Raw genomic sequence first — 21,347 nt, forward strand, 5'->3', positions numbered from 1 at the left:
AATTCAGTGCTCCTTATTGCCAGCCTTCGATGCCATGCATGTCAGGTAGTTTGTGTGCGATACCTTTGTGGCAATCTACACAAGTCTTTTCACCAGATGCTAGGGCAGTAGAGTGTTGCTTCGCGCTACGTGTGCTTTGCTCTGAGAAATCCATGTATTCGAATTGGTGACAGTTACGACACTCGAGAGAGTCATTCTTCTTCAAGCGAGACCATTCACGTTCAGCTAAGTGAGCGCGACGCTCCTGAAATTTCTCAGGGGTGTCGATGGTCTTAGCGATAAAGTGCGCATAAAGCTCTTTAGACGCCTGTACTTTACGTACGATTTTATCTGTCCACTCATGGGGAACGTGACAATCTGAACAAATTGCACGAACACCAGAACGGTTAGAGTAGTGAATCGTTTCTTGGATCTCTTCGACGATAGGTGCGTGACAACCAGAACAGAATTCTTCTGTGTTGGTTGCTTCCATACCTGTGTTAAATGCGCCCCAGAATAGAAGACCACCGGCAAAGCCCATAAATAAAACCACACCAACGGCAGCTTTACTCGGACTAGCTAGTCTCTTCCAAAACGCTTTCAATAATTTCATAGGTAGCCTCTTATTTACTCACGTGTGCTTATTTAAGCGCATCTACACTCTTGTATTCATTTTCTACAAGCGGTTTCGCGTTTGCTTGAGGAACGTGACACTGAAGACAGAAGTAACGGCGAGGTGATACGTCAGCAAGTACAGCATCTTCGCGGTTTACATAGTGAGTCACACTGATTTTAGTTGCACCCATCTCTTTTGCGTTTTTCCAGCTGTGACATGCTAGACATTTATTCGCATTTAGAGACACTTCGTAGCTACGAATGTTGTGCGGGATCAGTGGTGGCTGATATACAAAGCTGCTGTCTAGTACTTGTTCACGTGGGAACTTTTTAAAGTCGTCTGCAGCGCGCGTTGTTTCTAACTCGCTTGCACCACGTAAAGACTCAAGACCACCGATACCGCCTGGGTTTTCGATTTCAGCAACGGCCGCGCCGCTGATAAGAGCACCAACAGATAACAGTGCAATTAGAAAATTTTTCATTATTAATTCTCCGCCTAATGGCCAAATTCTTGATTCTGACTGCTCTAAAAAAGAGCAGTCAGAGCATTCATATTTAAGCGATCTTAGTGATCTTAACTGGACACTTCTTGAAGTCTGTCTGTTTAGACAGTGGGTCAGTCGCGTCAAGAATTAGCTTGTTAATAAGAATGCGTGCGTCAAAGAACGGTACGAATACCAAGCCTTGAGGTGGGCGGTTACGGCCGCGTGTTTCAACACGAACACGTACTTCACCACGTTTGTTAGCCATCAGTACTTCGTCACCACGGCGAACGCCACGTGCTTTCGCATCTGCTGGGTGCATATAACAAACAGCATCAGGAACGGCTTTGTAAAGCTCAGGTACGCGACGAGTCATAGTACCTGTGTGCCAGTGCTCAAGAACACGGCCAGTACATAGCCACATATCGAATTCAGCATCAGGTGCTTCTGGTGGCGCTTCATATGGAGCCGAGATAATAAGAGCCTTACCATCTGGTTTACCGTAGAAGTCCCAACCAGAGCCAGCTTTCGCATATGGATCTGAGCCTTCTTTATAGCGCCATAATGTTTCTTTACCATCAACAACAGGCCAGCGTAGGCCACGTACTTCGTGGTAAACATCGTAAGGGGCTAAGTCGTGGCCATGACCGCGACCAAATTCAGCGTACTCTTCGAATAGGCCTTTTTGAACGTAATAACCGAAGTGGTGCGCATCGTCGTTTAGCTCACGAGATTCTTCGATAGGGAACTTGTTGATCACGCCGTTAGCAAATAGCATGTCATACATAGTTTTACCGCGATATTGAGGCGCCGCAGCAAGTTGCTCTTCAGTCCAAACTTCTTCCATCTTGAAGCGTTTAGAGAACTCCATAACCTGCCATAAGTCAGACTTCGCTTCGCCAACCGTTTCAACTTGTTGATACCAAGCTTGAGTACGACGCTCAGCGTTACCGTAAGCACCTTCTTTTTCGATCCACATTGCTGTAGGTAGAACTAGGTCAGCTGCTTGCGCTGTTGCTGTTGGGTACGGGTCAGAACATACAATGAAGTTTTCTGGGTTACGGTAACCCGGTAGACGTTCACCGTTGATGTTTGGACCGGCTTGCATGTTGTTGTTACACATTACCCAGTAAGCGTTAAGCTTGCCGTCTTTTAGCATACGGTCTTGAAGAACCGCGTGGTAACCCGGTTTTGGTGGGATAACACCATCAGGAATATTCCAAATACCTTCGGCAATCTTACGGTGTTTAGGGTTAGCAACAACCATATCTGCAGGTAGACGGTGTGCGAACGTACCAACTTCACGTGCAGTACCACATGCTGAAGGCTGGCCTGTTAGTGAGAATGGGCTGTTACCCGGAGTCGCAATCTTACCTGTTAGTAGGTGGATGTTGTACACAAGGCTGTTCATCCATACACCACGAGTATGTTGGTTCATACCCATAGTCCATAGTGACATTACTTTTGTATCTGGATCAGCGTATTGCTTAGCAAGCTCAATAAGTTGCTCTTCAGAAACACCAGACATCTCAGATGCTTTTTCTACTGTGTAAGGTGCGACTGACTTCTTGTATTCCTCAAATGAGATAGAAGACATTTTACCCGAGTTAGGGTTAGCAGCTGCTTTTTGTAGCGGATCATCGTCACGCAGGCCGTAACCGATGTCGGTTGTCGCTTGCTTGAAGTTCGTGTGCTTATTAACGAAATCCCAGTTTACAGCATCGTTTTCGATGATGTAGTTAGCGATGAAGTTTGCAATTGCAAGGTCTGTCTGTGGCTCGAAAATGTAGCCTTTGTCTGCTAGCTCGAAAGAACGGTGGTAGTAAGTAGACAGTACGTTTACTTTAACGTGTGGGTGGCTAAGACGACGGTCAGTAATACGAGTCCATAGAACAGGGTGCATTTCTGCCATGTTCGAACCCCAAAGCACGAAAGAATCCGCAGCTTCGAAGTCATCGTAACAACCCATAGGCTCATCGATACCGAAAGTACGCATGAATGCGCCTACCGCTGATGCCATACAGTGACGAGCGTTAGGGTCGATATTGTTTGAACGGAAACCGGCTTTCATCATTTTAGCCGCAGCGTAACCTTCCATTACTGTCCACTGACCAGAACCAAACATACCAACGCCTGTCGGACCTTGCTTCTTAAGAGCTTCTTTCCATTTTTCAGCCATTGTGTCGAAAGCAACATCCCATGAAACAGGAGCGAAGTCGCCGTCTTTATCATACTTGCCATCTTTCATACGAAGAAGTGGCTGAGTTAGACGGTCTTGGCCATACATGATCTTAGAAAGGAAGTAACCTTTAATACAGTTTAGGCCTTTGTTTACTGGTGACTCAGGGTCACCTTGAGTCGCAACAACTTTGCCGTTTTGCGTACCTACAAGAACAGAACAACCGGTACCACAGAAACGACAAGGCGCTTTATCCCATGTGATTTTAGTTTGGTCTGAGCTAGCGATCAGGTTAGTAGCTGAAGCTGGTAATGTAATACCTGCAACCGCTGCTGCTGATGCTGCCGCGTTTGCTTTCACAAACGCTCGTCTTGTCATCTTCATACTTCACCCTCGGTTTGGGAATGTTGAGTTCCAGTGTTTTTATTTTTTGATTCGTTTTCATCAAGCTCTGTTTCGATTTGGTGATAAACCAAAACCGTGCTCAAAACGTTTGGTAAGTTGTTGATTGCTTCGATATTGTCAGTAATGAAACCTTGATTTTCTGTTTCCATTACCACGACGATTTTACCTTGTGGGCTATCACCGTAGATCTCTGCGTTATCAATCTCATTAATCTGTGACTTGATCGTATCCAAGTGCTCTGGGGCACAATGAACGACTAAGCTAGAAATATGCACTTCATTCAGTGACATTGTTTACTTCCGTTTTATACTAATTTGCTCACATTGATGGATGAAGTAGGGCACACTGCAACGCATGCTCCACAACCTGTACATTCATCAAGGTCTAAATTGGGTTGTGCGACTTTACCTATTTCCAACTTAAACTGGATTGCCATGGTTTCGCACATATCGCCACAGCTTCGGCATTCGACATTTTGCTTTGCTAAACATCCGTCAGTAATGCTTGCTTTCGCATCCCACGGATTATTTTGTTCAGGTTCAAATAACGACTCCGGACACACCTGCGCGCATCCGTAACAAAAAGTACATTCACCACGTGAGAAGTCGACCTGAGGAAAACCGCCGTCACCATTAATGATGATGTTCGTTTCGCAGTTTTCAGCACACTTACCACAGCGAGTACACAATTCGGTGAATTGAGTGCTGTTTGCAAGCCACGGTAAACGAATAGTATTATCGTCAACTGTACGTTTTGAAAAAAAGCGTCTTTTGGATAGGTCTACCACTATCTCACCTAAACTTGTTAGCTATTGTAATTCTGGATAAATCATTGTTCATAACCTTTCATTTATCCATATATAAATTGTAGTTTTTGAAATATTTCGATAAATACCCCCTAGGGGGTAATTGCCGATGAAAGTTGTTTTAGATCAATAAACTTACAGCGAAGTGATCACATATTGTCGCGCTAATTGATTATAAACTTAGTATGTAAACAATAAATTAGTGTGAAGGTGTTAAAAAATCACATGTTAAAGAATGTGAAAAGCTCAGTTACAACGACCATTGCTAAGGCAATGATATGCATCCTGTTACTTTCGGTGGCGACAACTAGCTTTGCGATTTTTATGTTGGCTTCTAGCCTAAACGATGCAGAAGCCGTTAACGTTGCGGGCTCAATGCGTATGCAAAGCTACCGCCTGGCTTACGATATTCAGTCTGAATCACACGATTATGAGTCTCATATTGTGATGTTTGAGCACTCGATTTATTCACCTTCAATGAAAGCACTGCAACATTGGGTGGTGCCTGTGGACATAACCCACGATTACTACAGTTTGATCACTCGTTGGCATGAGCTAAAACTGGTTCTAAAAGGCGACGATAGAGAGCGCTATTTGCAGCTGGTCGAAGGGTTTGTTAATCAGATCGATGCGTTTGTGTTTAAACTGCAAGACTTTTCGGAAACGAAGCTGATCTCACTTGCTTGGGTTGGTGGTTTAGGGCTAGGTTTTGTACTCTTAATCAGTATTTTTGTTGTGCACTACACGCGAAAACATGTTGTGACGCCTTTGAACTCGTTAGTTTTAGCAAGTGAGCAAATTCAAGCGCGCTCATTTGATGTCCAGCTCAATATCTCTAGCGAGAATGAGATGGGCGTGTTAGCCAAAGCGTTCAACAATATGGCTCGTGATTTAGGTAACCTATACCGAGGTCTAGAAAAGGCCGTTAACGAGAAAACCTTAAAACTGCAAAATGCTAACGATTCTTTGCGCGTTTTATATCAATCCTCACAAGAGCTTACGGTTTCGAGGATTACGCAAGATAACTTTTCAGCAATCTTAAAGCATATTGTTAGCTTAGAAGGCATTTCAGCAGCTAGATTAGAAATCAATGAAGTAGGCGAAAAACCTATTTTGATCTCTGAAGGCGAGGCATGCAGAAACTGCAAGAAGAGTTGCAGTAGTCAGAAACTCGTTTTAGATGGTCTAGAGCTTGGTACGCTATATTGGAAGGTCTCTTTACCGTGTCCAGATCAAGCATTGATTGACAACTTTGTGCAGATCTTATCGCGTGCGGTATATTACAATCAGGCTCAGCGCCAAGCAGAACAGTTACTCGTTATGGAAGAGCGTGCCACTATCGCCCGCGAGCTCCATGACTCATTAGCGCAAGCGTTGTCATACTTGAAGATACAAGTCTCTTTATTGAAGAGAGGTATGAGCAAACTACCGGATTCACCGGCACTAGAGAAAACTTCACCAGTGTTGGCTGAGCTAGATACAGGGTTGTCTGCGGCTTACACGCAGTTGCGTGAGCTACTGACGACCTTCAGGTTATCTATTCAAGAAGGCAGCTTTGGTACCGCTCTTCAAAGCATGACGGAACAGCTATCTGATCAGACCGATGCTGAGATTGAGCTCAATAACCAATTGTCCTCTATTGAACTAGAGACAAACCAACAAGTACACTTATTGCAGTTGATACGTGAAGCGGCAACTAATGCAATCAAGCATGCGCAGGCAAAACATATAAAAATAGAGTGCGACGAAACAGAAACTCACATCCAAGTCTTGGTAAAAGATGATGGGATTGGCTTCGATACGAAACTAGAAAAAGCCAACCATTACGGACTGAGTATTATGCAAGAGCGTGCCTCAAGGCTTAGCGGCAAGCTAACCATCACAGCGAATGAAATGCAGGGCTGTGAGGTCTATTTAAAGTACCCAAAAATTAAGGATTCAAACATTGACAAAGTGTAGAGTGTTATTGGTCGATGACCATCCATTAATGCGACGTGGTATCAACCAACTGTTGAGTTTCGAAGATGAATTTGAAGTCGTTGCAGAAGCAAGCAATGGTACGGATGCCGTTGCCCAAAACCATGAGCACAAACCAGATCTAATTCTCCTTGATTTGAATATGAAGGGGATGTCTGGCCTAGACACACTTAACGCTTTACGTGCCGATGAATGTGATGCAACTATCGTTATCCTAACGGTTTCAGATAGCCCAGCAGATATCGAAGCGATCGTTAAAGCAGGCGCAGATGGTTACTTGCTTAAAGATACTGAGCCTGATGAATTGATCGATTTGCTGAAAGATTCGTTACGCGGTAACAAGGCGTACAGTCAAGAGGTGGCAACTTACTTGGCTGAAAGAGAAAACAGCAGCAGTGTGTTTGACGAGCTAACTGATCGTGAAATGCAGATCTTGAAAGAGGTTGCGAAAGGTCTTAGAAACAAACAAATCGCGGATACCTTGTTCATTTCTGAGTCGACCGTAAAGGTTCACATGAAAAGCTTGCTGAAGAAGCTTCAAGTGCCATCGCGTACTGCAGCGACAGTGCTGTACCTTGAGCGTTATGGTGAAATGAAATAACGTGCTCAAGTAGCGATAAACGAAAAAGGGGGAGCTCAAATGAGCTCCCCCTTTCTGTATGAAAAGTATCAATTAAGCGGTCATTGGTACCAGTACTAAGGTACCGAAGATAACCGTAATCAAACCACATACAACCGGCACTGAGGTACGTTTTACGACTTCAAACGGGCTAATTTTACCCATACCGGAAGTCGCAACCACAACGCCAGATACTGGCGAAATCGTACGACCCAAGTTAGACGCTTGAAGCATCGGAATAATAAGGAATGCCGGGTTTAGGCCCATCTTAGCTGCCAGAGAAGGCGCTAGCTCAACAAAGGCATAGAAAGGCGCGTTACCTGAACCTGTCGCAATCGCGGCAGCAACTGTTAGACCTGTTAGGATAAGCATTAGAGCGATACCACCAGCACCAGCGGTTTCCGCAAGGTGAAGTAGGTTATCGATCGCGCCAATAGACATTAGACCTTGCGCAAACACACCCGCAGCGACTAATAGCATGACCACACCTTTAAATGCGTCAGCCATGCCTTGGTAGCATGATTCGAGATCTGCGAGCGTCTTTTCTCCATCAAAACGCTTAACAACAAAGTCGGTTAGGGCGCCAATGAAGATTGATAGCACTACAATGGTGTAGATATCGAGTTTCAGGCCTGGAATAGTGCGACCGTTGAATAGAAATACCCCGATGATTGGAAGAAAAGGCAGTACTGCATAGAAAGCAGGTGCGTTTACTTCAATCTCAGAAACGTCGACACGCTCCATTGGTGAATTGTCTTTCTTATCTAGGTACTTGTTCCAGAAGAAGGCAGCAACGGCCATTACGATGATCGCGCAGATAGAAACTGGCAATACCGTTTGTACCGCAAATACATCTAAATCTAAGCCTGATTTCTCTGCCGCGATCACAACGTCACCGGAGGTTGGTGAAAGGATGATTGCAGCAGGTGAAGCACATACCGCTACCGCTGCTGGGCGAGAGATACCCATTGCAGTCATCATAGGGAATAGTGTTGCCATCAAGAGTACACCTAGGCCCGTTGCTGAGCTCACAGCCAGAGACATAAGACATGCAACAATATAGGCAGCCACTAACAGAACGTAAGGCGACTTAATAACAGATAGAGGCTTAGAAAACTGTTTAACAACAACATTGTTTGCGCCAATGTGAGTCATGTAAGAAGCGAAACCACAAAGTAACATGATTTGCATACCTAGACCGCCACCACGGTACTGCAGCATGTATTTGACGTATTCTAGCGCGTCAGTAAAAAGGTTACCGGTTGAGGCTACTTTTGAAGGGAGAACGGTATGTCCAATGAGACCCGTTAAAATTAGAAGTAGCACACCTGCCGTGAGTAGAACACCGGCTGGTTTGTAGCCCTTAACAATGAAGTAGCCAACGGCAACCGTCACTGCTAACCCGATTAAGAGTTCCAGCATAGAAATATCCTCAACTATTGAAAATTATAAAGAAACTGTTTCAAACTATTTCAAAGAATGTACAGAATTCTATGCTGTCCGACGAGGCTAAGTTGAGGTTCCGATGATCTAGAGCAATAAAATGAGTTAGGTATTAAATCTAGTGAAACATCTTGTATTTATATGGTTTTACAGATGTTAAATATAATGCTGATGGAGGGCTAGAAAGTTTTAGCTAGATCAAATCTCGATCTACAGTCGACTCATCGAGACGAACCGATATAAATAGAGGCAGGGTTACCAAGTGAAGCGAGATCATTGCACTCCTCACGGTAAACCGCTTCCAGAGGCTCTGGCATGGCTAAGTGATATCCTTGGTACATATCGACATTGAGTGAGCGCATTGCCGTTAACTGCTCTTCTGTTTCAATGCCTTCAACGACGATGAGAGAGCCTAGCTTCTGCGCAAGTTTCAATCCGGAAAGTAAAGCGAACTGGTCGCCATCCATATAAGAGAGCATTAGCGAGCGATCGATTTTTAAAATATTGGGTTTGAGCCTTTCAACACGTTCACGGTTTGATGCATCAATACCGAAATCATCGACTGCGATATTGAACTGACTGTCGTTCAACTTTTTCATCGCGTTAGCAAGGCTTTGCTCATTGTCTGCTTCCAGTTCTACAACTTCCATCACAAGTTGGTTGTTGCTAATACCTAGAGCTCTAAGGCGCTGGGCAAGCAAGCTAGTATCAATGTTTTCTAACGCTAAATATTCACCTGCAGAAGGCAACACATTCAAAAAGAGCTTTAGATGGCGCAGCTTAGATCTTGCGAAGTTGCGGATATGGATAACACGACTTAATCGCTCGACATTGATCTTGTCATCAAAGCAAGTCTCGTCTGAATGGAAAAAAACGTCTGGTCTAACGCAACCATTCTGAGCATGCTGGATACGAACTAGAGCCTCAACACCAATGATTTGGTTGTCTGGGTTAAAGATGGGCTGAAAAACGCTATGTAGAGTCAGTTCCTTGTATTGGCCGACATATTGGAAATGCTCATTGATAGAAAGACAGTCAACAAACTGTTGCTGTGTAGAGAGAATCATATTTACTTCCGACCTCAATTAACTAATGCACTTTTCAGAATGCCATAAAGCAAACTTTTGACATAATATTGACAATGACGTGATTTTGTCAATATTTGCGTCATCTTTAATCTTAGCAATAACTGAACTGACGTAAAGTTTTATCAATACCATACAAAAATCAAACAACTACCTTGATAGTTATATTGTTAGAAACAAGCTAAGCCGTAAGATTTTATCTGTTACAATTTGAAATGATAGTAGTGAAGGGTGTCACAGTCTCTTTTCGGGAGGAGTCTCTCAACCTCCCTAGAAGGTAAGTGGTTCTACAATAGCAATATGAGGACTGTGCTAAGAAAATGGCGACCAATTACAAATACAGGTAGCCAAAGCCTATCAGCTCAGTTGAACGACAGAGTACAGTTGGATGTATTTTCGAACCAGTTGGCGGTCCGTTGCTCGTTTTAGCGGGTGCGTGAATTTTACGAAGTACGGGCTCAATTTGAAATGCTCTTCAAGTGACAACGCCAGTTGGGATTCACTTTCATACAATGAGATCCCTTGAACGCGGTACTCATCGATTTCATCAGGGAGTTCTCCCGTCCACCAATGAAGGAGCTCTCGACTCTGTTTACTGCGCGTAATCCAGTGATCGGTGAGTAGCAATAAGAGATCATTGGGCTGAACCGCAAAGCCATACTCTTCTTGCCATTGTGCAACTGTCTTAAACAGCTTCTTTCGGCATGAAGGCCCAGCACTAACAAGGTGTGAAGTTAAGATCCAAACAGTGCCAATATCAGAGCTGACACGATAGTGATGAGGAAGATCAGATGCTTGAGGGGTATCTAGGGGCTTATAGTCATAATCGTGCCCAAACTCATTCAAGGTTCTTGATAGCCTGCGCGCAAACGCTAATCCTAAATGATGTTCGCTCATTCCTTTATTGTGAATTGTAGGGTAGTGCTTTTCACACAACGCCATGCAGTCAGCCTGAAATTCATTGACACTCTGAACTAGCACATCCAATAACAAGATCCATCTCTCCATAATGAGCAATATGCGCAACTAGCGTAACACGCGTATGATAACTTTAGTTACACTTAATCGACTAAAACATGAGGAGCCTTAGGGGTTTATGTCGAAGATTGAATTTACATCACAACAAAAACAGGCAATGGCTAAGGCGCTACAAGGCTATTTAGAAGATGAGCTCGATGTGGAAATTGGTCAATTTGATGCTGATTTTTTACTGGAATTTATTACGAATAAATTTGGTCCAGCCTTTTATAATCAAGGGTTGGCGGACGCAGAGACGATCATGCAGCGTAAGATTGTCGATATTGCTGATGAACTGTATGAAATAGAGCAACCAAGTGACTTTTGACATACCGAAAAAGTTTCTTCAAATTTTTTGAACGACTTCATCGAGCGGAGAATATTTCACTAATGTAAAGAATGGTAAATAATCTGTTGCAACGAAAAAGAGATATGTACTCTAAATAATAACAAGAGTCATTTAACCACTAGGGCATACAAATGGAATCAGAAGTAAAAAACTACAATGCACTTGCGCGCGCCATTCATTGGCTGTCGGCAATTGTCGTCATTGGTATGTTTGCGGTCGGTTTGTGGATGGTTGATCTTTCGTACTACAGTGAATGGTACCGAACGGCGCCGCATTGGCATAAATCTATTGGTCTACTGTTAGCTGCAGTGACCGTGATTAGATTGGTTTGGAAGTTTGTTACACCGTCACCAAGGGTGGAAGGGGCGAGCTACGAAGTCGTTGGTGCTAAATTGGCTCATTTAGTCATGTACGTCATTTTGCTCGTACTGCCTATTTCCGGCTACTTGATTTCAACAGAAGATGGTCGAGGAATCGATGTCTTCAACTGGTTCACTATTCCTGGCCTAGGTGCTCTATTCGAAGGGCAGGCTGATATGGCTGGACAGATTCATTTTTATGCTGCTTGGGCGCTGATTCTTATTGCTGCCGTCCACGCTATAGCAGCTTTGAAACACCACTTTATTAATAAAGACAACACGCTACGCAAGATGATAGGAGCTTCAAAATGAAAAAAACGTTATTTGCTACCGGATTAGCAATGGTAATGGCATTACCATTTGGTGCAAGCGCGGCGGATTACATGATCGACACAAAAGGCGCTCATGCTTCAGTGAACTTTAAAGTAAGTCACTTGGGCTACAGCTTTATCAAAGGTCGTTTCAATACATTTGATGGTGAGTTTTCGTACGATCCAGCAAACGTATCAGCATCAAAAGTAACGGTGAATGTAGACACTACAAGTCTAGATTCAAACCATGCAGAGCGTGACAAACATATTCGTAGCTCAGACTTTATTGATGCGTCTAAGTTCTCAACTGCGACCTTCACAAGCACAAGTGTTGTCGACAAAGGTGAAGGCAAACTAGAAGTTAATGGTGATCTAAACCTACACGGTGTAACTAAGCCTATCACAATTGACGCAACGTTTATCGGTGCTGGTCAAGACCCTTGGGGTGGTGAGCGTGCTGGCTTTATCGGTACAACTCGTCTAGAGCTTGCTGATTTTGATATCGCTGTAATGGGCACTTCAAACTATGTTGACATGGAACTGCATGTCGAAGGCATCAAGAAGTAAAAACAAAAATGCCCCCAACCTAGGTTGGGGGCGGTTTGGTCAAGCGACTTATTTCCGGACCAAATTCTGAGCCACAGCGTTGTTAGTGTTTTTTATTATTATGCAGTTTCGAGTTCACGCTGGGTTTCTACGATATTCATACGCTCGCCATAAATAGGGCGTAGTGCTTCCAAAACATTTTCCCTTGTAATCACACCAACAAGCTTTCCATTGTCTAGGACTGGTAGTACATGCGGTTTACTTACTTTCATTGCTTTTGCACGTTCTTCAAGCGATAGAGTGGTGAGCTGAGTTGCAATGCCCATGCTGGTCGTTGGATAAAGCTGCTCTTTATCAATGCAAAGAAATTCTGCGATATCAACAAGCTTATCGTCCACGTCAATTGCAACCACCTCACGAGCCATAATGTCGACGATTTTCTGATCTTTAGCTGGAAGGTAATCTTGGCACCAAAGGTCAACCATAACGTCATGTGCTGAGAAGAACCCAACTAAGCGGCCTTCGATATCACAAACTGGCGCGCTGATTTGGTGATGCTCTAGTAAAGAATCAATAGCAACAGGAGTAAGCATCTCTGCACGTAGAGTTAGAGGGGTAGTGTTCATTACATGTTTAGCTGTGATGTTGTTGTTCATGGTGATTTCCTTAGCCGAGTTAATCTGAGTTGTCTTTGTAATAGTGCGAACATTCGCTGCTTTAAGTTGTGGTCTGCGGTAGATCCCCCAGTTGGCAAGACCAACTAACACTGCGCCACCAACGATGTTGCCGAAGGTCACCGGGATTAAGTTCGCAAACAGGAATTGCTGAATATTTAGGTCTGAGTATTGCGCTGCATTAACGCCAACTTGCTGCCAGAATGAATCAGGCGCGAAGTTTTGAATAACGATGCCAAGTGGAACCATAAACATATTCGCCACGCAGTGCTCGAAGCCACTGGAAACAAACATTGCTACAGGCATAATCGTCATTGCTGCTTTCGTTAGGGCATTCGCGCTGCTAAATGTTAGCCAAATTGCCAAACAAACCAGTAAGTTACATAGCACACCTAAAGCAAATGCTTGCAGAGGGGTGTGATGAAGCTTGTGCTGTGCGATATTGAGAGCATTCAAACCCCATTGGCCATGATCCATCTGGTATAAACCTGCCGCTGCAACAATAGTTAGTAGCAACATGGCACCGATAAAGTTACCGATGTAGACCTTGCCCCAGATTGAAAGCATCTTGCCAAAGCTAATCTGTTTGTTTGCCCAAGAGATGCTTGAAAGTACTGAGCTAGTAAATAGTTCACCGCCGCAAATGACGATAAGTATTAAGCCCATACTAAAGGCAAGTCCTCCGGCTAAGCGGCTAAGCCCCCAGCCAGCGTCGGTACTACCTGTAGTCACGGTTATATAGAACAAGAAAGCTAAGCCGATAAAAGCACCTGCCATGATCGCCAAGCTTAATGTCATACCGCTGCTTTTTTTCGCTTTGCTTAATGCGAACTTCTCAGCTTCAGCCATCATTTCCATTGGCGAAAAGTATTGGTTATTCGTTTGAGCCGGTGTCATACGCACTCCCGAATGTAAACGTCATAAGTAATCTCCTTAAAAGTGCAGTTACGTTTCGTGACTGCCCATTCAGAATATGTAGGGTGGAGGTAGAGGTAAAATTGATAATTTTTAAAATCCTTATCAAAAATATTGATATAGGGGTGGGAGCAGGTAGAATGAAACGGCTTGCGTATCATTGATGATGGATATGTAACTAGTAGAGTTTTTAATGGTGTAAAACTCATGCAATACACAAGGATAGGAGTCCTATGCGATACTCATTAAAGCAGCTGACCGTGTTTGATGCTGTTGCGGATACTGGAAGTGTCAGCCTTGCCGCCGATAAGTTAGCTTTAACTCAATCAGCGACAAGTATGTCGTTAGCTCAATTAGAAAAGATGCTTGGGCGACCTTTATTCGAACGCCAAGGTAAACAGATGGCGTTAACGCATTGGGGCATGTGGTTAAGACCTAAGGCCAAACGCTTATTACAAGATGCCCAGCAGATTGAAATGGGCTTTTACGAGCAGCATTTGCTTAGCGGTCACCTTAAGCTAGGGGCTAGCCAGACTCCCGCAGAACATCTTGTCCCAGACCTTATCAGTATTATTGATAACTCATTTCCAGAAATGCGAATCTCACTAAAGGTAAAAAGTACAGACAGTGTGATTGAAGGGGTTTTAGATTATAAATATGACCTCGGTATCATCGAAGGTCGTTGCGATGACAATCGACTTCACCAAGAGGTGTGGTGCCGAGACCATTTGACCGTTGTCGCGGCAGCCCATCATCCATTTGCAAAGCAAGAAACGGTCGGCCTAGCCCAACTAGAACAAGCTAAATGGGTATTACGTGAGCACGGGAGTGGTACACGGATGATATTCGACAGCTCAATTCATCACTTAATTGAAGATCTTGATGTATGGCGAGAATACGAACACGTTCCAGTACTTCGTAGTATGGTTGAGCATGGCCAGTACATCACTTGTTTGCCTTACCTTGACGTTGAACGCTTTATTGAAAGTGGTCATTTAGTTGCGTTAAATGTGCCTGAATTGAAAATGGAAAGAACGCTCTCTTTCATCTGGCGTGCCGATATGGTTGAAAATCCGCTTGTGGAATGTATCAAAAGAGAAGGCGCAAGGATGATGAAGGGCAAGCCATCTGTGCTCTGATTGGTGATTTTGTTATTACCTATTTCTGTTGAAATATCGATTGCATCACAGGTTTTGTGAAATGAATGTATAAATTAGACTTTAAAGTGTGATCTGTAATGTGTGATTGCGAGCGGAGTTTCTCTAAGATGCCTACTTGTACTTTTGATGTGTGAAACCACACACTGAGCGAGGCGTAATGAGCACTTTATTCGCAATCTCCCTGACTACTGGCATTTTATCTGGGCTTTGGGGCTGGATAGCTGTGACACTTGGACTACTATCGTGGGCTGGGTTTTTAGGCTGCACAAGCTACTTTGCATCATCTAACGATGGCTTTAAAGGCCTATCAGTAAGTTTGATAACCAATATGAGCGGTGTTTTCTGGGCGATGGTGATCATTCATGGTTCGCAATTCGTTTCACTTGAAATCCTAGGCTATGTCATCACCGCTGTTGTTGCATTCTTTATGTGTATTCAGGCGAAACAGTCGTGGCTTGCTTATATCCCAGGTACGTTTATCGGATCTTGCGCGACATTTGCTGCCGATGGTAACTGGAAGCTTGTGGTTCCATCACTAATTTTAGGTGGCATTTTTGGTTACCTAATGAAGGCGAGTGGACTGTGGTTACATCAAAAGTCAAAGCAATCTCAGGTTAATGCAAGTCTACAGACACGGTAGTGACCTTAGATAAGTCTCAGCTGTTTTTGAAAAGGGCAGCTTGGACTACCCCCGATTGATTTGTATCACCGATTTTTGATACGCGGCATCGATAAATTCGATGCCGCTTTTTTATGTGTTACCGTTCGCCATAGTAACGACTCGTTTTAGCGTCCAACGTAACAGTAAAGGAATCCCTTCCACACCTTGCTTCTCACAGTGAGAAACAATCGCCAACGCTAAGTCGGGTTTAGCAAACTTCTTCAGAACACGAGTGACGACCTTTTTCGCCGGAATAGGATGGTCGAGAGGAATCTTAAGCATGTTTTTAAAGAATTCCTCGAAGCCATTGTTATAGAGATAGTGCTCGATATCTCTGTCAGGCAGCTCAGTTAGGCGATGTCTTTGTTGATCGTTATCCAATTGGGCCTTCACCGCTGCTGCATATTTCTTACCTGCTGCATCGCCATCCGTCACTACGTGCCAATCAATGCCAAACGCTTTAGCCACTTTAATCAAAGATTTCAGTCCGGACTGAGCGAACTCGATGATTTGCACACCTTCTGCTGCAAGGTTATAGCCACACTGATTAGCAAGCTCATTGAACAGCCAAACTTCGGTTTCACCTTCAACCAATAGCCAACAGCGAGCAAATAGCGCGCCTGGACGATGAAAGCGAATATGAAAGCCAATTCGACGAAACTCGTCTCGGCCTAATCCTTGGTCTGATAAATAGGTGGTAATAGTGCGATCGGACTGCCTAACTAAGCGACGAATACTATGCAGTGGAACTTGACCTAATAGATCGCCACTGTTGGTGGTTAAAATCTTCTGCATAGGTAATAACTGCAGTAGGCCCCACGCGCGCGCCAAGTGAGTAGGGTGCAAACGTCCTTCGGGATCTTCAATGATCAATAGCGGGCGGGCACATCGCCTTAATGTAGTGGGACCTTTGGCTTGCAAGTATGCGTTGAGTAGCCCCATAAACAATAGCCGCGTCTGTTTATCTTTGGTTTCTTCGACAACCTCAGAAATACTCTTACTACCGGGTGAGGCATTGAAAAAGATCCCATCGCGCTGTTTACGCAGATTACTACGAACGTTGGGCTTAAATGAGAAATAGTGCTCGACCAAAGCATTCATTGAGCTCAAGCTGCTTCTCATTTCCCCCTTATTGACATGTCCCGGGATCGCCATCAAACGCCGGCAAGTGTTATCGATTCGTTTCTCAACTCGTGCATTAACATCTTTAGTGTTATTGATTGGTCGTTCAAAGCGGCGAGAGTCTTTTAAGCGAATAACCGGATGTAACGACATCAACTCTTGAGCGAGTTTTTCTGAATGGTGGAGAGGTAAAGGGATACCTTCCAAATCAAGAAATGAATAGCGAGTTACGATATCGTAGCCATCTCTTGACGCACTTAACCGGTAAATAATCCGATTTACACCATTTCCATCTTGAACCCAGATAGGTTTGATTCTTCTGTATCGGCCTGAATGGATTTCATTTTTGTCGGTAGAAATCAGGCTCAATACGATTTGTAAGTGCTGAGTTTGTGGGTGCGAGACGGAATAGTCGACATGAAAGTCCGCCATTTCGAAGTTGTAAGGGTCACCTTCAGGTGGGAGTGCGACAGAAAGCGCATCCAATAGTGATGATTTACCCCAAGTGTTCTCACCGATCAAAGTAGTGAGCTCATCAAAGGCAATAGATAAACGTTTGATTCCGCGAAAACCAGATATTTCGATTCGCTCAAGCTTCATTGAATCACTCCATTACGTCATTTCTATATTAAGCATAATAGAATTTTCCTGTTATAGCAGACATTTAGCTCACAAACTCGCATCAATACTGGATAGGGTATTGTCAATAAGTGAGTGATTTTGCTCAAAGATATCAATGTATATGAAACGTCATGTTTAATATAAATGTGAAATATAATGAATCTGTCACATTGGTTGCGGTAGGATGTGAGTGAAAAGAGAGATGAATATGACAGATAAAAAGAACAAAACGACAAAGCTAAGAATAGCGCACATTAATGACACACACTCATACTTTGAACCTACGTCGCTGCAACTCACCATTGATGTAAACGGAGAAAAACTCTCTCCATTTGTCAGTGCTGGTGGCTTTGCGCGTATCGCGACACGCGTAGAACAATTACGCCAACAAGCTCAATCACAAAGTACAGAACTCCTATTTTTGCATGCCGGTGACTGCTTTCAAGGCACGCTTTACTTCTCCCTGTTTAAAGGTGAAGCCAATGCGACCTTGCTCAATAGCCTCAAGATTGATGCTATGGCACTAGGTAATCATGAACTCGATATGGGTAACGAACCCGTTGCTCAGTTTGCCCAACAAATCGAATTCCCACTGCTTGCGGGTAACTGGGATCTTTCAAATGAGTTAACATCCAAATCGATTCGCCTTGCTGATAACCCGAGTGTTATCGCCTATAACAGCGCAACTAAGGCCGCCAATTGGATTGAGAAATCGGTTGATGGTGACAAGGTGGCGATATTCTCTTTAGCCCTAGACAAAATGGCTGATATCTCTAATCCAGATATCGATACACCTTTCATCAATGCGATTGAAACGGCGAAGCTGACTGTGGAACAGATACAAGCAGCGGGTATCAATAAGATTATCTTGTTAAGCCATATGGGCTATGACGCTGACCTAGATCTCGCTAATCATGTTGATGGTATTAGCGTGATTGTTGGTGGACACAGTCATAGGTTACAGGGTGACTTTAGCAGTCTAGGGTTAATTAAAGACGATGAGTACGGTGTAAGAGTCAACAATACCTATGTGGTACAAGCTGGTTACCACGCTTTGAGTCTTGGTCACTGCGATATTGAGTTTAATCAAGATGGTTCTGTGGCTACGTTCAATGGCAAAAACGAGTTGCTACTTGGGCGACGCCTGTTTATCGACGCCAGCATGAGTCAAACACACAGTGAAACGCCGTATCAACTGGCACGAAACTTTATCGATAACCATCCGAATGTGGTGGTATGTAAAAAAGATCGCGCGCTTCAATCGATTCTTGAAGAAAAATACATTTCGCGAGTACGGATACTGCAAAAAGAGATCATCGCGAGTGCCAACCAAAAACTGCGTCATGTTCGCGTGCCTGATCAGCAAGGGCCTAGTCAACTAGCGCCGCTAGTCGCGGAATCCTTTACCTATAAAATGACGCAGTTAGGTCATAAGGTCGATTTCGCCATTCATAATGCGGGTGGCGTTAGGAACTCACTTAATGCCGGTGATGTTTCGGTGGCAGACGTTGCCGGAAAGCTGCTGCCATTTGCCGTTCCCATTGGTGTATATAAGATCAAGGGAGAATTCTTGCCTCTTATCATCGAAGGCGCGATTAATAATGCTTTGAACAATGGCGTCAATGGTACTGGGGACGGTTCTTATCCATACACAAATAACCTTCGTTTTAAGTACGTCTACGAAGCTGAAGCTGGCAATCGAGTGCAACAGATGGAAATTCGTGATGCACAAGGCGTTTGGCAACCTGTTGAATCAAATAAAATTTATACAGGGACATCGTCGGCTTATACCATGAAGGGCAAAGAAGGCTATGAAGCGATTCTAAACATGCAAGGGGAAGGGTTAATCACAATTGTTTCCATGGCTGATTGTTTTATTGAGCTACTTAGCAAAATGCCAGGTGTACTTAACCGCGACCAGCGCAGCGAACAAAAAAGGCAATGGCATAAAGGTTGCTAAATAATCTCTGGGTTCATGCTATGTATGAATAATACTCAGGGGGTATTATGTGGAGTCGAGATTGGATTGATGTAGCGGTCGTTGTTAGTTGGATTGGCGTATGGTCTGCACTTGTCTACTTTGTTCCTATTGGTGGCGTATAGGGTTGAAACAACCAAGCCAATAGTGTTGAGTAAAAGGAGCATTTTTTTGCTCCTTTTTGATTTTTCTTATAGACGAATTCAATTTTCAGGCATAAAATCCGCCTTGTTTGGGGAGTAGTCGCCTCTGGTTTACTTATCGTCATCTCGTTAGACGTCGTTCTATCCGGTAAGTATAAGTATGTACACTGAATCACTCAGTTAGGCATATTTCGACGAGACCAACGCAATCAATGTTACCTAGCTTAACCGCTGGGTAATGAGTTTGTTTGCGGTAGGGATCGTCACACATCTTTAGTTCCTCGATCCCTCCGCCTTTGGAGGATACATGACCCCAATTACTTACTTCAGTTTCGGTTTATTGACGCTTACTCTGGTCGCTCTGGACATTTGGCAAACTCGTGGTGGAAAGATAACCATCAAGAAAGCCGCTGTATGGAGTCTATTTTGGTTTGCACTCGCGTTTTTGTTTGCCGCTACTATTTACCTATTCTGGGATGTGTACGCACCTGGCAGTGAATACACAGCAGAAAAAGCGACACTATCGTTTATTACCGGCTATCTGCTTGAGAAATCACTGAGCGTAGATAACTTGTTCGTGTTTGCGATTATTTTCCATCAATATGCAGTACCAGAGCATTTACGTCCAAGAGCGTTGCTATGGGGTGTGATTGGTGCGCTAGTGTTACGTGCAATCATGATTGCGGTCGGCGCTCAGCTCCTTGCTCAGTATCACTGGATTCTTTACCTATTCGCTTCGTTCTTGATTTGGACGGGTATCCAGTTAGCACGTGACAAAGGCGAAGACGAAATCAATCCACTGCCTGAGCGCATTATTCGTAAACTTGTTCCGGTTTCCGATAGCTACGCAGGTAATGCGTTGACGATCGTTGAACAGGGTAAGCGCATCGCGACGCCAATGTTCATCGTGATTGCGGTGATCGCGTTTATGGACGTGATGTTTGCTCTTGACTCTATTCCAGCGATCTTTGCAGTAACAAGAGAGCCGTTCTTAGTCTTGGCTGCAAACGTATTTGCTTTGCTTGGTTTGCGTTCTCTGTACTTTGTACTTCAGGGTATGATGGATAAGTTTATCTACCTCAAACCTGCGCTATCGTTCATTATGATATTTATTGGTATCAAGATGATGTTAGTAGGTTCAGCATGGGAAATCCCAACAGCAGTATCATTACTTGTGCTATTGGCGACGATGACAGTGGCGGTGATTGCTTCAATCATTAAGCAAAAAAATGGTTTGCAAGAAACAACAGTAACTGTTGATAAATAAACTAATTATCTTGCGAGTGACTTCCTGCTTTCGATTGCGAATGTTTGTAAAACATTTGTGATCTAAAGCAGGGGTTATCGCGATGGGGAAAATAGTAATTCATTTATTGTAGTTGGTTATGCGCCTGAGTGAGCCTTTTGTGCATAATTGGAAAATTGCACTGTTAACGCATTGTTTCATTAGAAAAAGTAATTCGAAAAACCAAAAATAGTCATTTTTTGTGCAAATAAATATTGCCTATTATTGCCTCAACAAAACGAATTACACCAGTTTATAGAGAGGCAATCATGGCACAAGCAATGCAAATGGGTACTATCGACGCACCTATCTCTATGGATAAAAAAACCTACGCGGTTTCTTTCAAAGGATTGATTGCACACTTATTAGATATTCTTTTCACTGACAACAGCGAACCACGTGCGTACTACGCAAATGATTTGTCTGGTCACATGCAGAAAGATATCGGTCTATATCGTTAATTCGAACGAGCAGATTTCAAAAACGCCAGCTAGGAATAGCTGGCGTTTTTTTATGCTTGTAGGAAATGAAAAGTGCATTGGCTTACGATGGGAATTCGATAACAGACATGGCACAAGATCATGTTTCTCATAATTGAGGCACTTTGTTGTAATCCT

Annotated in this window: 20 protein-coding genes; 10 read left to right on the plus strand and 10 right to left on the minus strand. The window is 43.7% G+C overall.

Going from position 1 to position 21,347, the window contains the following annotated elements; genetic code table 11:
- Positions 1 to 13 precede the first annotated feature (13 nt).
- The 5 genes from ELS82_RS05970 to napF form a co-directional block, all read right to left on the minus strand.
- Complete coding sequence (locus ELS82_RS05970) at positions 14 to 592, minus strand: NapC/NirT family cytochrome c (RefSeq protein ID WP_134834660.1); 579 nt, start codon at positions 590 to 592, stop codon at positions 14 to 16.
- Positions 593 to 620: 28 nt separating this feature from the next.
- On the minus strand, positions 621 to 1,076 hold the full coding sequence (locus ELS82_RS05975) for a nitrate reductase cytochrome c-type subunit (protein WP_134834661.1): 456 nt from the start codon (positions 1,074 to 1,076) through the stop codon (positions 621 to 623).
- Between the two features lie 73 nt (positions 1,077 to 1,149).
- Entirely contained in the window at positions 1,150 to 3,639 is a 2,490-nt protein-coding gene (gene napA / locus ELS82_RS05980) for a periplasmic nitrate reductase subunit alpha (RefSeq protein ID WP_134834662.1), read from the minus strand.
- The gene (locus tag ELS82_RS05985) at positions 3,636 to 3,950 is read right to left on the minus strand and encodes a chaperone NapD (RefSeq protein ID WP_134834663.1); all 315 of its coding nucleotides are present in this window, start codon (positions 3,948 to 3,950) and stop codon (positions 3,636 to 3,638) included. The genes napA and ELS82_RS05985 overlap by 4 nt, the downstream gene beginning before the upstream one ends.
- A gap of 14 nt (positions 3,951 to 3,964) precedes the next feature.
- Positions 3,965 to 4,447, minus strand: a complete 483-nt coding sequence (gene napF, locus ELS82_RS05990) for a ferredoxin-type protein NapF (protein WP_134834664.1) — start codon at positions 4,445 to 4,447, stop codon at positions 3,965 to 3,967.
- A 243-nt stretch (positions 4,448 to 4,690) separates the two neighbouring features.
- Between napF and narQ the strand changes: the two genes are divergently transcribed.
- Positions 4,691 to 6,424 (plus strand): nitrate/nitrite two-component system sensor histidine kinase NarQ, encoded by a 1,734-nt coding sequence (narQ, locus tag ELS82_RS05995; protein ID WP_134834665.1) that lies wholly within the window; start codon positions 4,691 to 4,693, stop codon positions 6,422 to 6,424.
- Entirely contained in the window at positions 6,411 to 7,043 is a 633-nt protein-coding gene (locus ELS82_RS06000; protein ID WP_053439123.1) for a response regulator, read from the plus strand. Before narQ ends, ELS82_RS06000 begins: the two co-directional genes overlap by 14 nt.
- Positions 7,044 to 7,115: 72 nt before the next feature.
- On the opposite strand, the gene dcuC is transcribed toward ELS82_RS06000, so the two are convergent.
- The 3 genes from dcuC to ELS82_RS06015 all read right to left on the minus strand — a co-directional run bounded on the left by dcuC (position 7,116) and on the right by ELS82_RS06015 (position 10,582).
- Positions 7,116 to 8,483: an anaerobic C4-dicarboxylate transporter DcuC gene (gene dcuC / locus ELS82_RS06005; RefSeq protein ID WP_004411725.1), complete on the minus strand. Its 1,368-nt coding sequence runs from the start codon at positions 8,481 to 8,483 to the stop codon at positions 7,116 to 7,118.
- 242 nt (positions 8,484 to 8,725) lie between these two features.
- Entirely contained in the window at positions 8,726 to 9,571 is an 846-nt protein-coding gene (locus ELS82_RS06010; RefSeq protein WP_134834666.1) for an EAL domain-containing protein, read from the minus strand.
- Positions 9,572 to 9,946: 375 nt separating this feature from the next.
- Entirely contained in the window at positions 9,947 to 10,582 is a 636-nt protein-coding gene (locus ELS82_RS06015; RefSeq protein WP_134834754.1) for a hypothetical protein, read from the minus strand.
- 103 nt (positions 10,583 to 10,685) lie between these two features.
- Between ELS82_RS06015 and ELS82_RS06020 the strand changes: the two genes are divergently transcribed.
- The 3 genes from ELS82_RS06020 to ELS82_RS06030 all read left to right on the plus strand — a co-directional run bounded on the left by ELS82_RS06020 (position 10,686) and on the right by ELS82_RS06030 (position 12,192).
- Positions 10,686 to 10,934, plus strand: coding sequence for a DUF2164 domain-containing protein (locus tag ELS82_RS06020; protein WP_134834667.1), 249 nt, complete (start codon positions 10,686 to 10,688; stop codon positions 10,932 to 10,934).
- A 152-nt stretch (positions 10,935 to 11,086) separates the two neighbouring features.
- On the plus strand, positions 11,087 to 11,626 hold the full coding sequence (locus ELS82_RS06025; protein ID WP_134834668.1) for a cytochrome b: 540 nt from the start codon (positions 11,087 to 11,089) through the stop codon (positions 11,624 to 11,626).
- On the plus strand, positions 11,623 to 12,192 hold the full coding sequence (locus ELS82_RS06030) for a YceI family protein (RefSeq protein WP_134834669.1): 570 nt from the start codon (positions 11,623 to 11,625) through the stop codon (positions 12,190 to 12,192). The genes ELS82_RS06025 and ELS82_RS06030 overlap by 4 nt, the downstream gene beginning before the upstream one ends.
- Positions 12,193 to 12,290: 98 nt before the next feature.
- Here the strand turns inward: ELS82_RS06030 and focA are convergent, their stop codons facing one another.
- Complete coding sequence (gene focA / locus ELS82_RS06035) at positions 12,291 to 13,742, minus strand: formate transporter FocA (RefSeq protein WP_134834670.1); 1,452 nt, start codon at positions 13,740 to 13,742, stop codon at positions 12,291 to 12,293.
- A 251-nt stretch (positions 13,743 to 13,993) separates the two neighbouring features.
- Between focA and ELS82_RS06040 the strand changes: the two genes are divergently transcribed.
- The gene (locus tag ELS82_RS06040) at positions 13,994 to 14,899 is read left to right on the plus strand and encodes a LysR substrate-binding domain-containing protein (RefSeq protein WP_134834671.1); all 906 of its coding nucleotides are present in this window, start codon (positions 13,994 to 13,996) and stop codon (positions 14,897 to 14,899) included.
- 178 nt (positions 14,900 to 15,077) lie between these two features.
- Complete coding sequence (locus ELS82_RS06045) at positions 15,078 to 15,560, plus strand: DUF1097 domain-containing protein (protein ID WP_134834672.1); 483 nt, start codon at positions 15,078 to 15,080, stop codon at positions 15,558 to 15,560.
- A gap of 111 nt (positions 15,561 to 15,671) precedes the next feature.
- Here the strand turns inward: ELS82_RS06045 and ELS82_RS06050 are convergent, their stop codons facing one another.
- Positions 15,672 to 17,303, minus strand: coding sequence for an ATP-dependent endonuclease (locus ELS82_RS06050; RefSeq protein ID WP_134834673.1), 1,632 nt, complete (start codon positions 17,301 to 17,303; stop codon positions 15,672 to 15,674).
- Between the two features lie 229 nt (positions 17,304 to 17,532).
- On the opposite strand from ELS82_RS06050, the gene ELS82_RS06055 reads away from it, so the two are divergent.
- From ELS82_RS06055 to ELS82_RS06065, 3 genes are all read left to right on the plus strand, one after another.
- Positions 17,533 to 19,284, plus strand: coding sequence for a bifunctional metallophosphatase/5'-nucleotidase (locus tag ELS82_RS06055; RefSeq protein WP_134834674.1), 1,752 nt, complete (start codon positions 17,533 to 17,535; stop codon positions 19,282 to 19,284).
- A gap of 468 nt (positions 19,285 to 19,752) precedes the next feature.
- Positions 19,753 to 20,712 (plus strand): TerC/Alx family metal homeostasis membrane protein, encoded by a 960-nt coding sequence (locus tag ELS82_RS06060; protein WP_134834675.1) that lies wholly within the window; start codon positions 19,753 to 19,755, stop codon positions 20,710 to 20,712.
- A 287-nt stretch (positions 20,713 to 20,999) separates the two neighbouring features.
- Complete coding sequence (locus tag ELS82_RS06065; RefSeq protein ID WP_134834676.1) at positions 21,000 to 21,191, plus strand: hypothetical protein; 192 nt, start codon at positions 21,000 to 21,002, stop codon at positions 21,189 to 21,191.
- Positions 21,192 to 21,347 lie beyond the last annotated feature (156 nt).

Source organism: Vibrio ouci, assembly GCF_004551525.1.
Classification (GTDB): Bacteria; Pseudomonadota; Gammaproteobacteria; order Enterobacterales; family Vibrionaceae; genus Vibrio; species Vibrio ouci.

What these genes read in the sequence shown, in the direction of transcription:
- ELS82_RS06060 (WP_134834675.1), top strand. Translation starts at nt 19,753, where the DNA reads ATGACCCCAATTACTTACTTCAGTTTCGGTTTATTGACGCTTACTCTG.
- ELS82_RS06030 (WP_134834669.1), top strand. Translation starts at nt 11,623, where the DNA reads ATGAAAAAAACGTTATTTGCTACCGGATTAGCAATGGTAATGGCATTA.
- ELS82_RS06040 (WP_134834671.1), top strand. Translation starts at nt 13,994, where the DNA reads ATGCGATACTCATTAAAGCAGCTGACCGTGTTTGATGCTGTTGCGGAT.
- ELS82_RS06010 (WP_134834666.1), bottom strand. Translation starts at nt 9,571, where the DNA reads ATGATTCTCTCTACACAGCAACAGTTTGTTGACTGTCTTTCTATCAAT.
- napA (WP_134834662.1), bottom strand. Translation starts at nt 3,639, where the DNA reads ATGAAGATGACAAGACGAGCGTTTGTGAAAGCAAACGCGGCAGCATCA.
- ELS82_RS06055 (WP_134834674.1), top strand. Translation starts at nt 17,533, where the DNA reads ATGACAGATAAAAAGAACAAAACGACAAAGCTAAGAATAGCGCACATT.
- ELS82_RS06065 (WP_134834676.1), top strand. Translation starts at nt 21,000, where the DNA reads ATGGCACAAGCAATGCAAATGGGTACTATCGACGCACCTATCTCTATG.
- ELS82_RS05970 (WP_134834660.1), bottom strand. Translation starts at nt 592, where the DNA reads ATGAAATTATTGAAAGCGTTTTGGAAGAGACTAGCTAGTCCGAGTAAA.
- focA (WP_134834670.1), bottom strand. Translation starts at nt 13,742, where the DNA reads ATGACACCGGCTCAAACGAATAACCAATACTTTTCGCCAATGGAAATG.
- ELS82_RS05975 (WP_134834661.1), bottom strand. Translation starts at nt 1,076, where the DNA reads ATGAAAAATTTTCTAATTGCACTGTTATCTGTTGGTGCTCTTATCAGC.
- dcuC (WP_004411725.1), bottom strand. Translation starts at nt 8,483, where the DNA reads ATGCTGGAACTCTTAATCGGGTTAGCAGTGACGGTTGCCGTTGGCTAC.
- ELS82_RS06045 (WP_134834672.1), top strand. Translation starts at nt 15,078, where the DNA reads ATGAGCACTTTATTCGCAATCTCCCTGACTACTGGCATTTTATCTGGG.
- ELS82_RS06050 (WP_134834673.1), bottom strand. Translation starts at nt 17,303, where the DNA reads ATGAAGCTTGAGCGAATCGAAATATCTGGTTTTCGCGGAATCAAACGT.
- ELS82_RS06025 (WP_134834668.1), top strand. Translation starts at nt 11,087, where the DNA reads ATGGAATCAGAAGTAAAAAACTACAATGCACTTGCGCGCGCCATTCAT.
- narQ (WP_134834665.1), top strand. Translation starts at nt 4,691, where the DNA reads ATGTTAAAGAATGTGAAAAGCTCAGTTACAACGACCATTGCTAAGGCA.
- ELS82_RS05985 (WP_134834663.1), bottom strand. Translation starts at nt 3,950, where the DNA reads ATGTCACTGAATGAAGTGCATATTTCTAGCTTAGTCGTTCATTGTGCC.
- ELS82_RS06020 (WP_134834667.1), top strand. Translation starts at nt 10,686, where the DNA reads ATGTCGAAGATTGAATTTACATCACAACAAAAACAGGCAATGGCTAAG.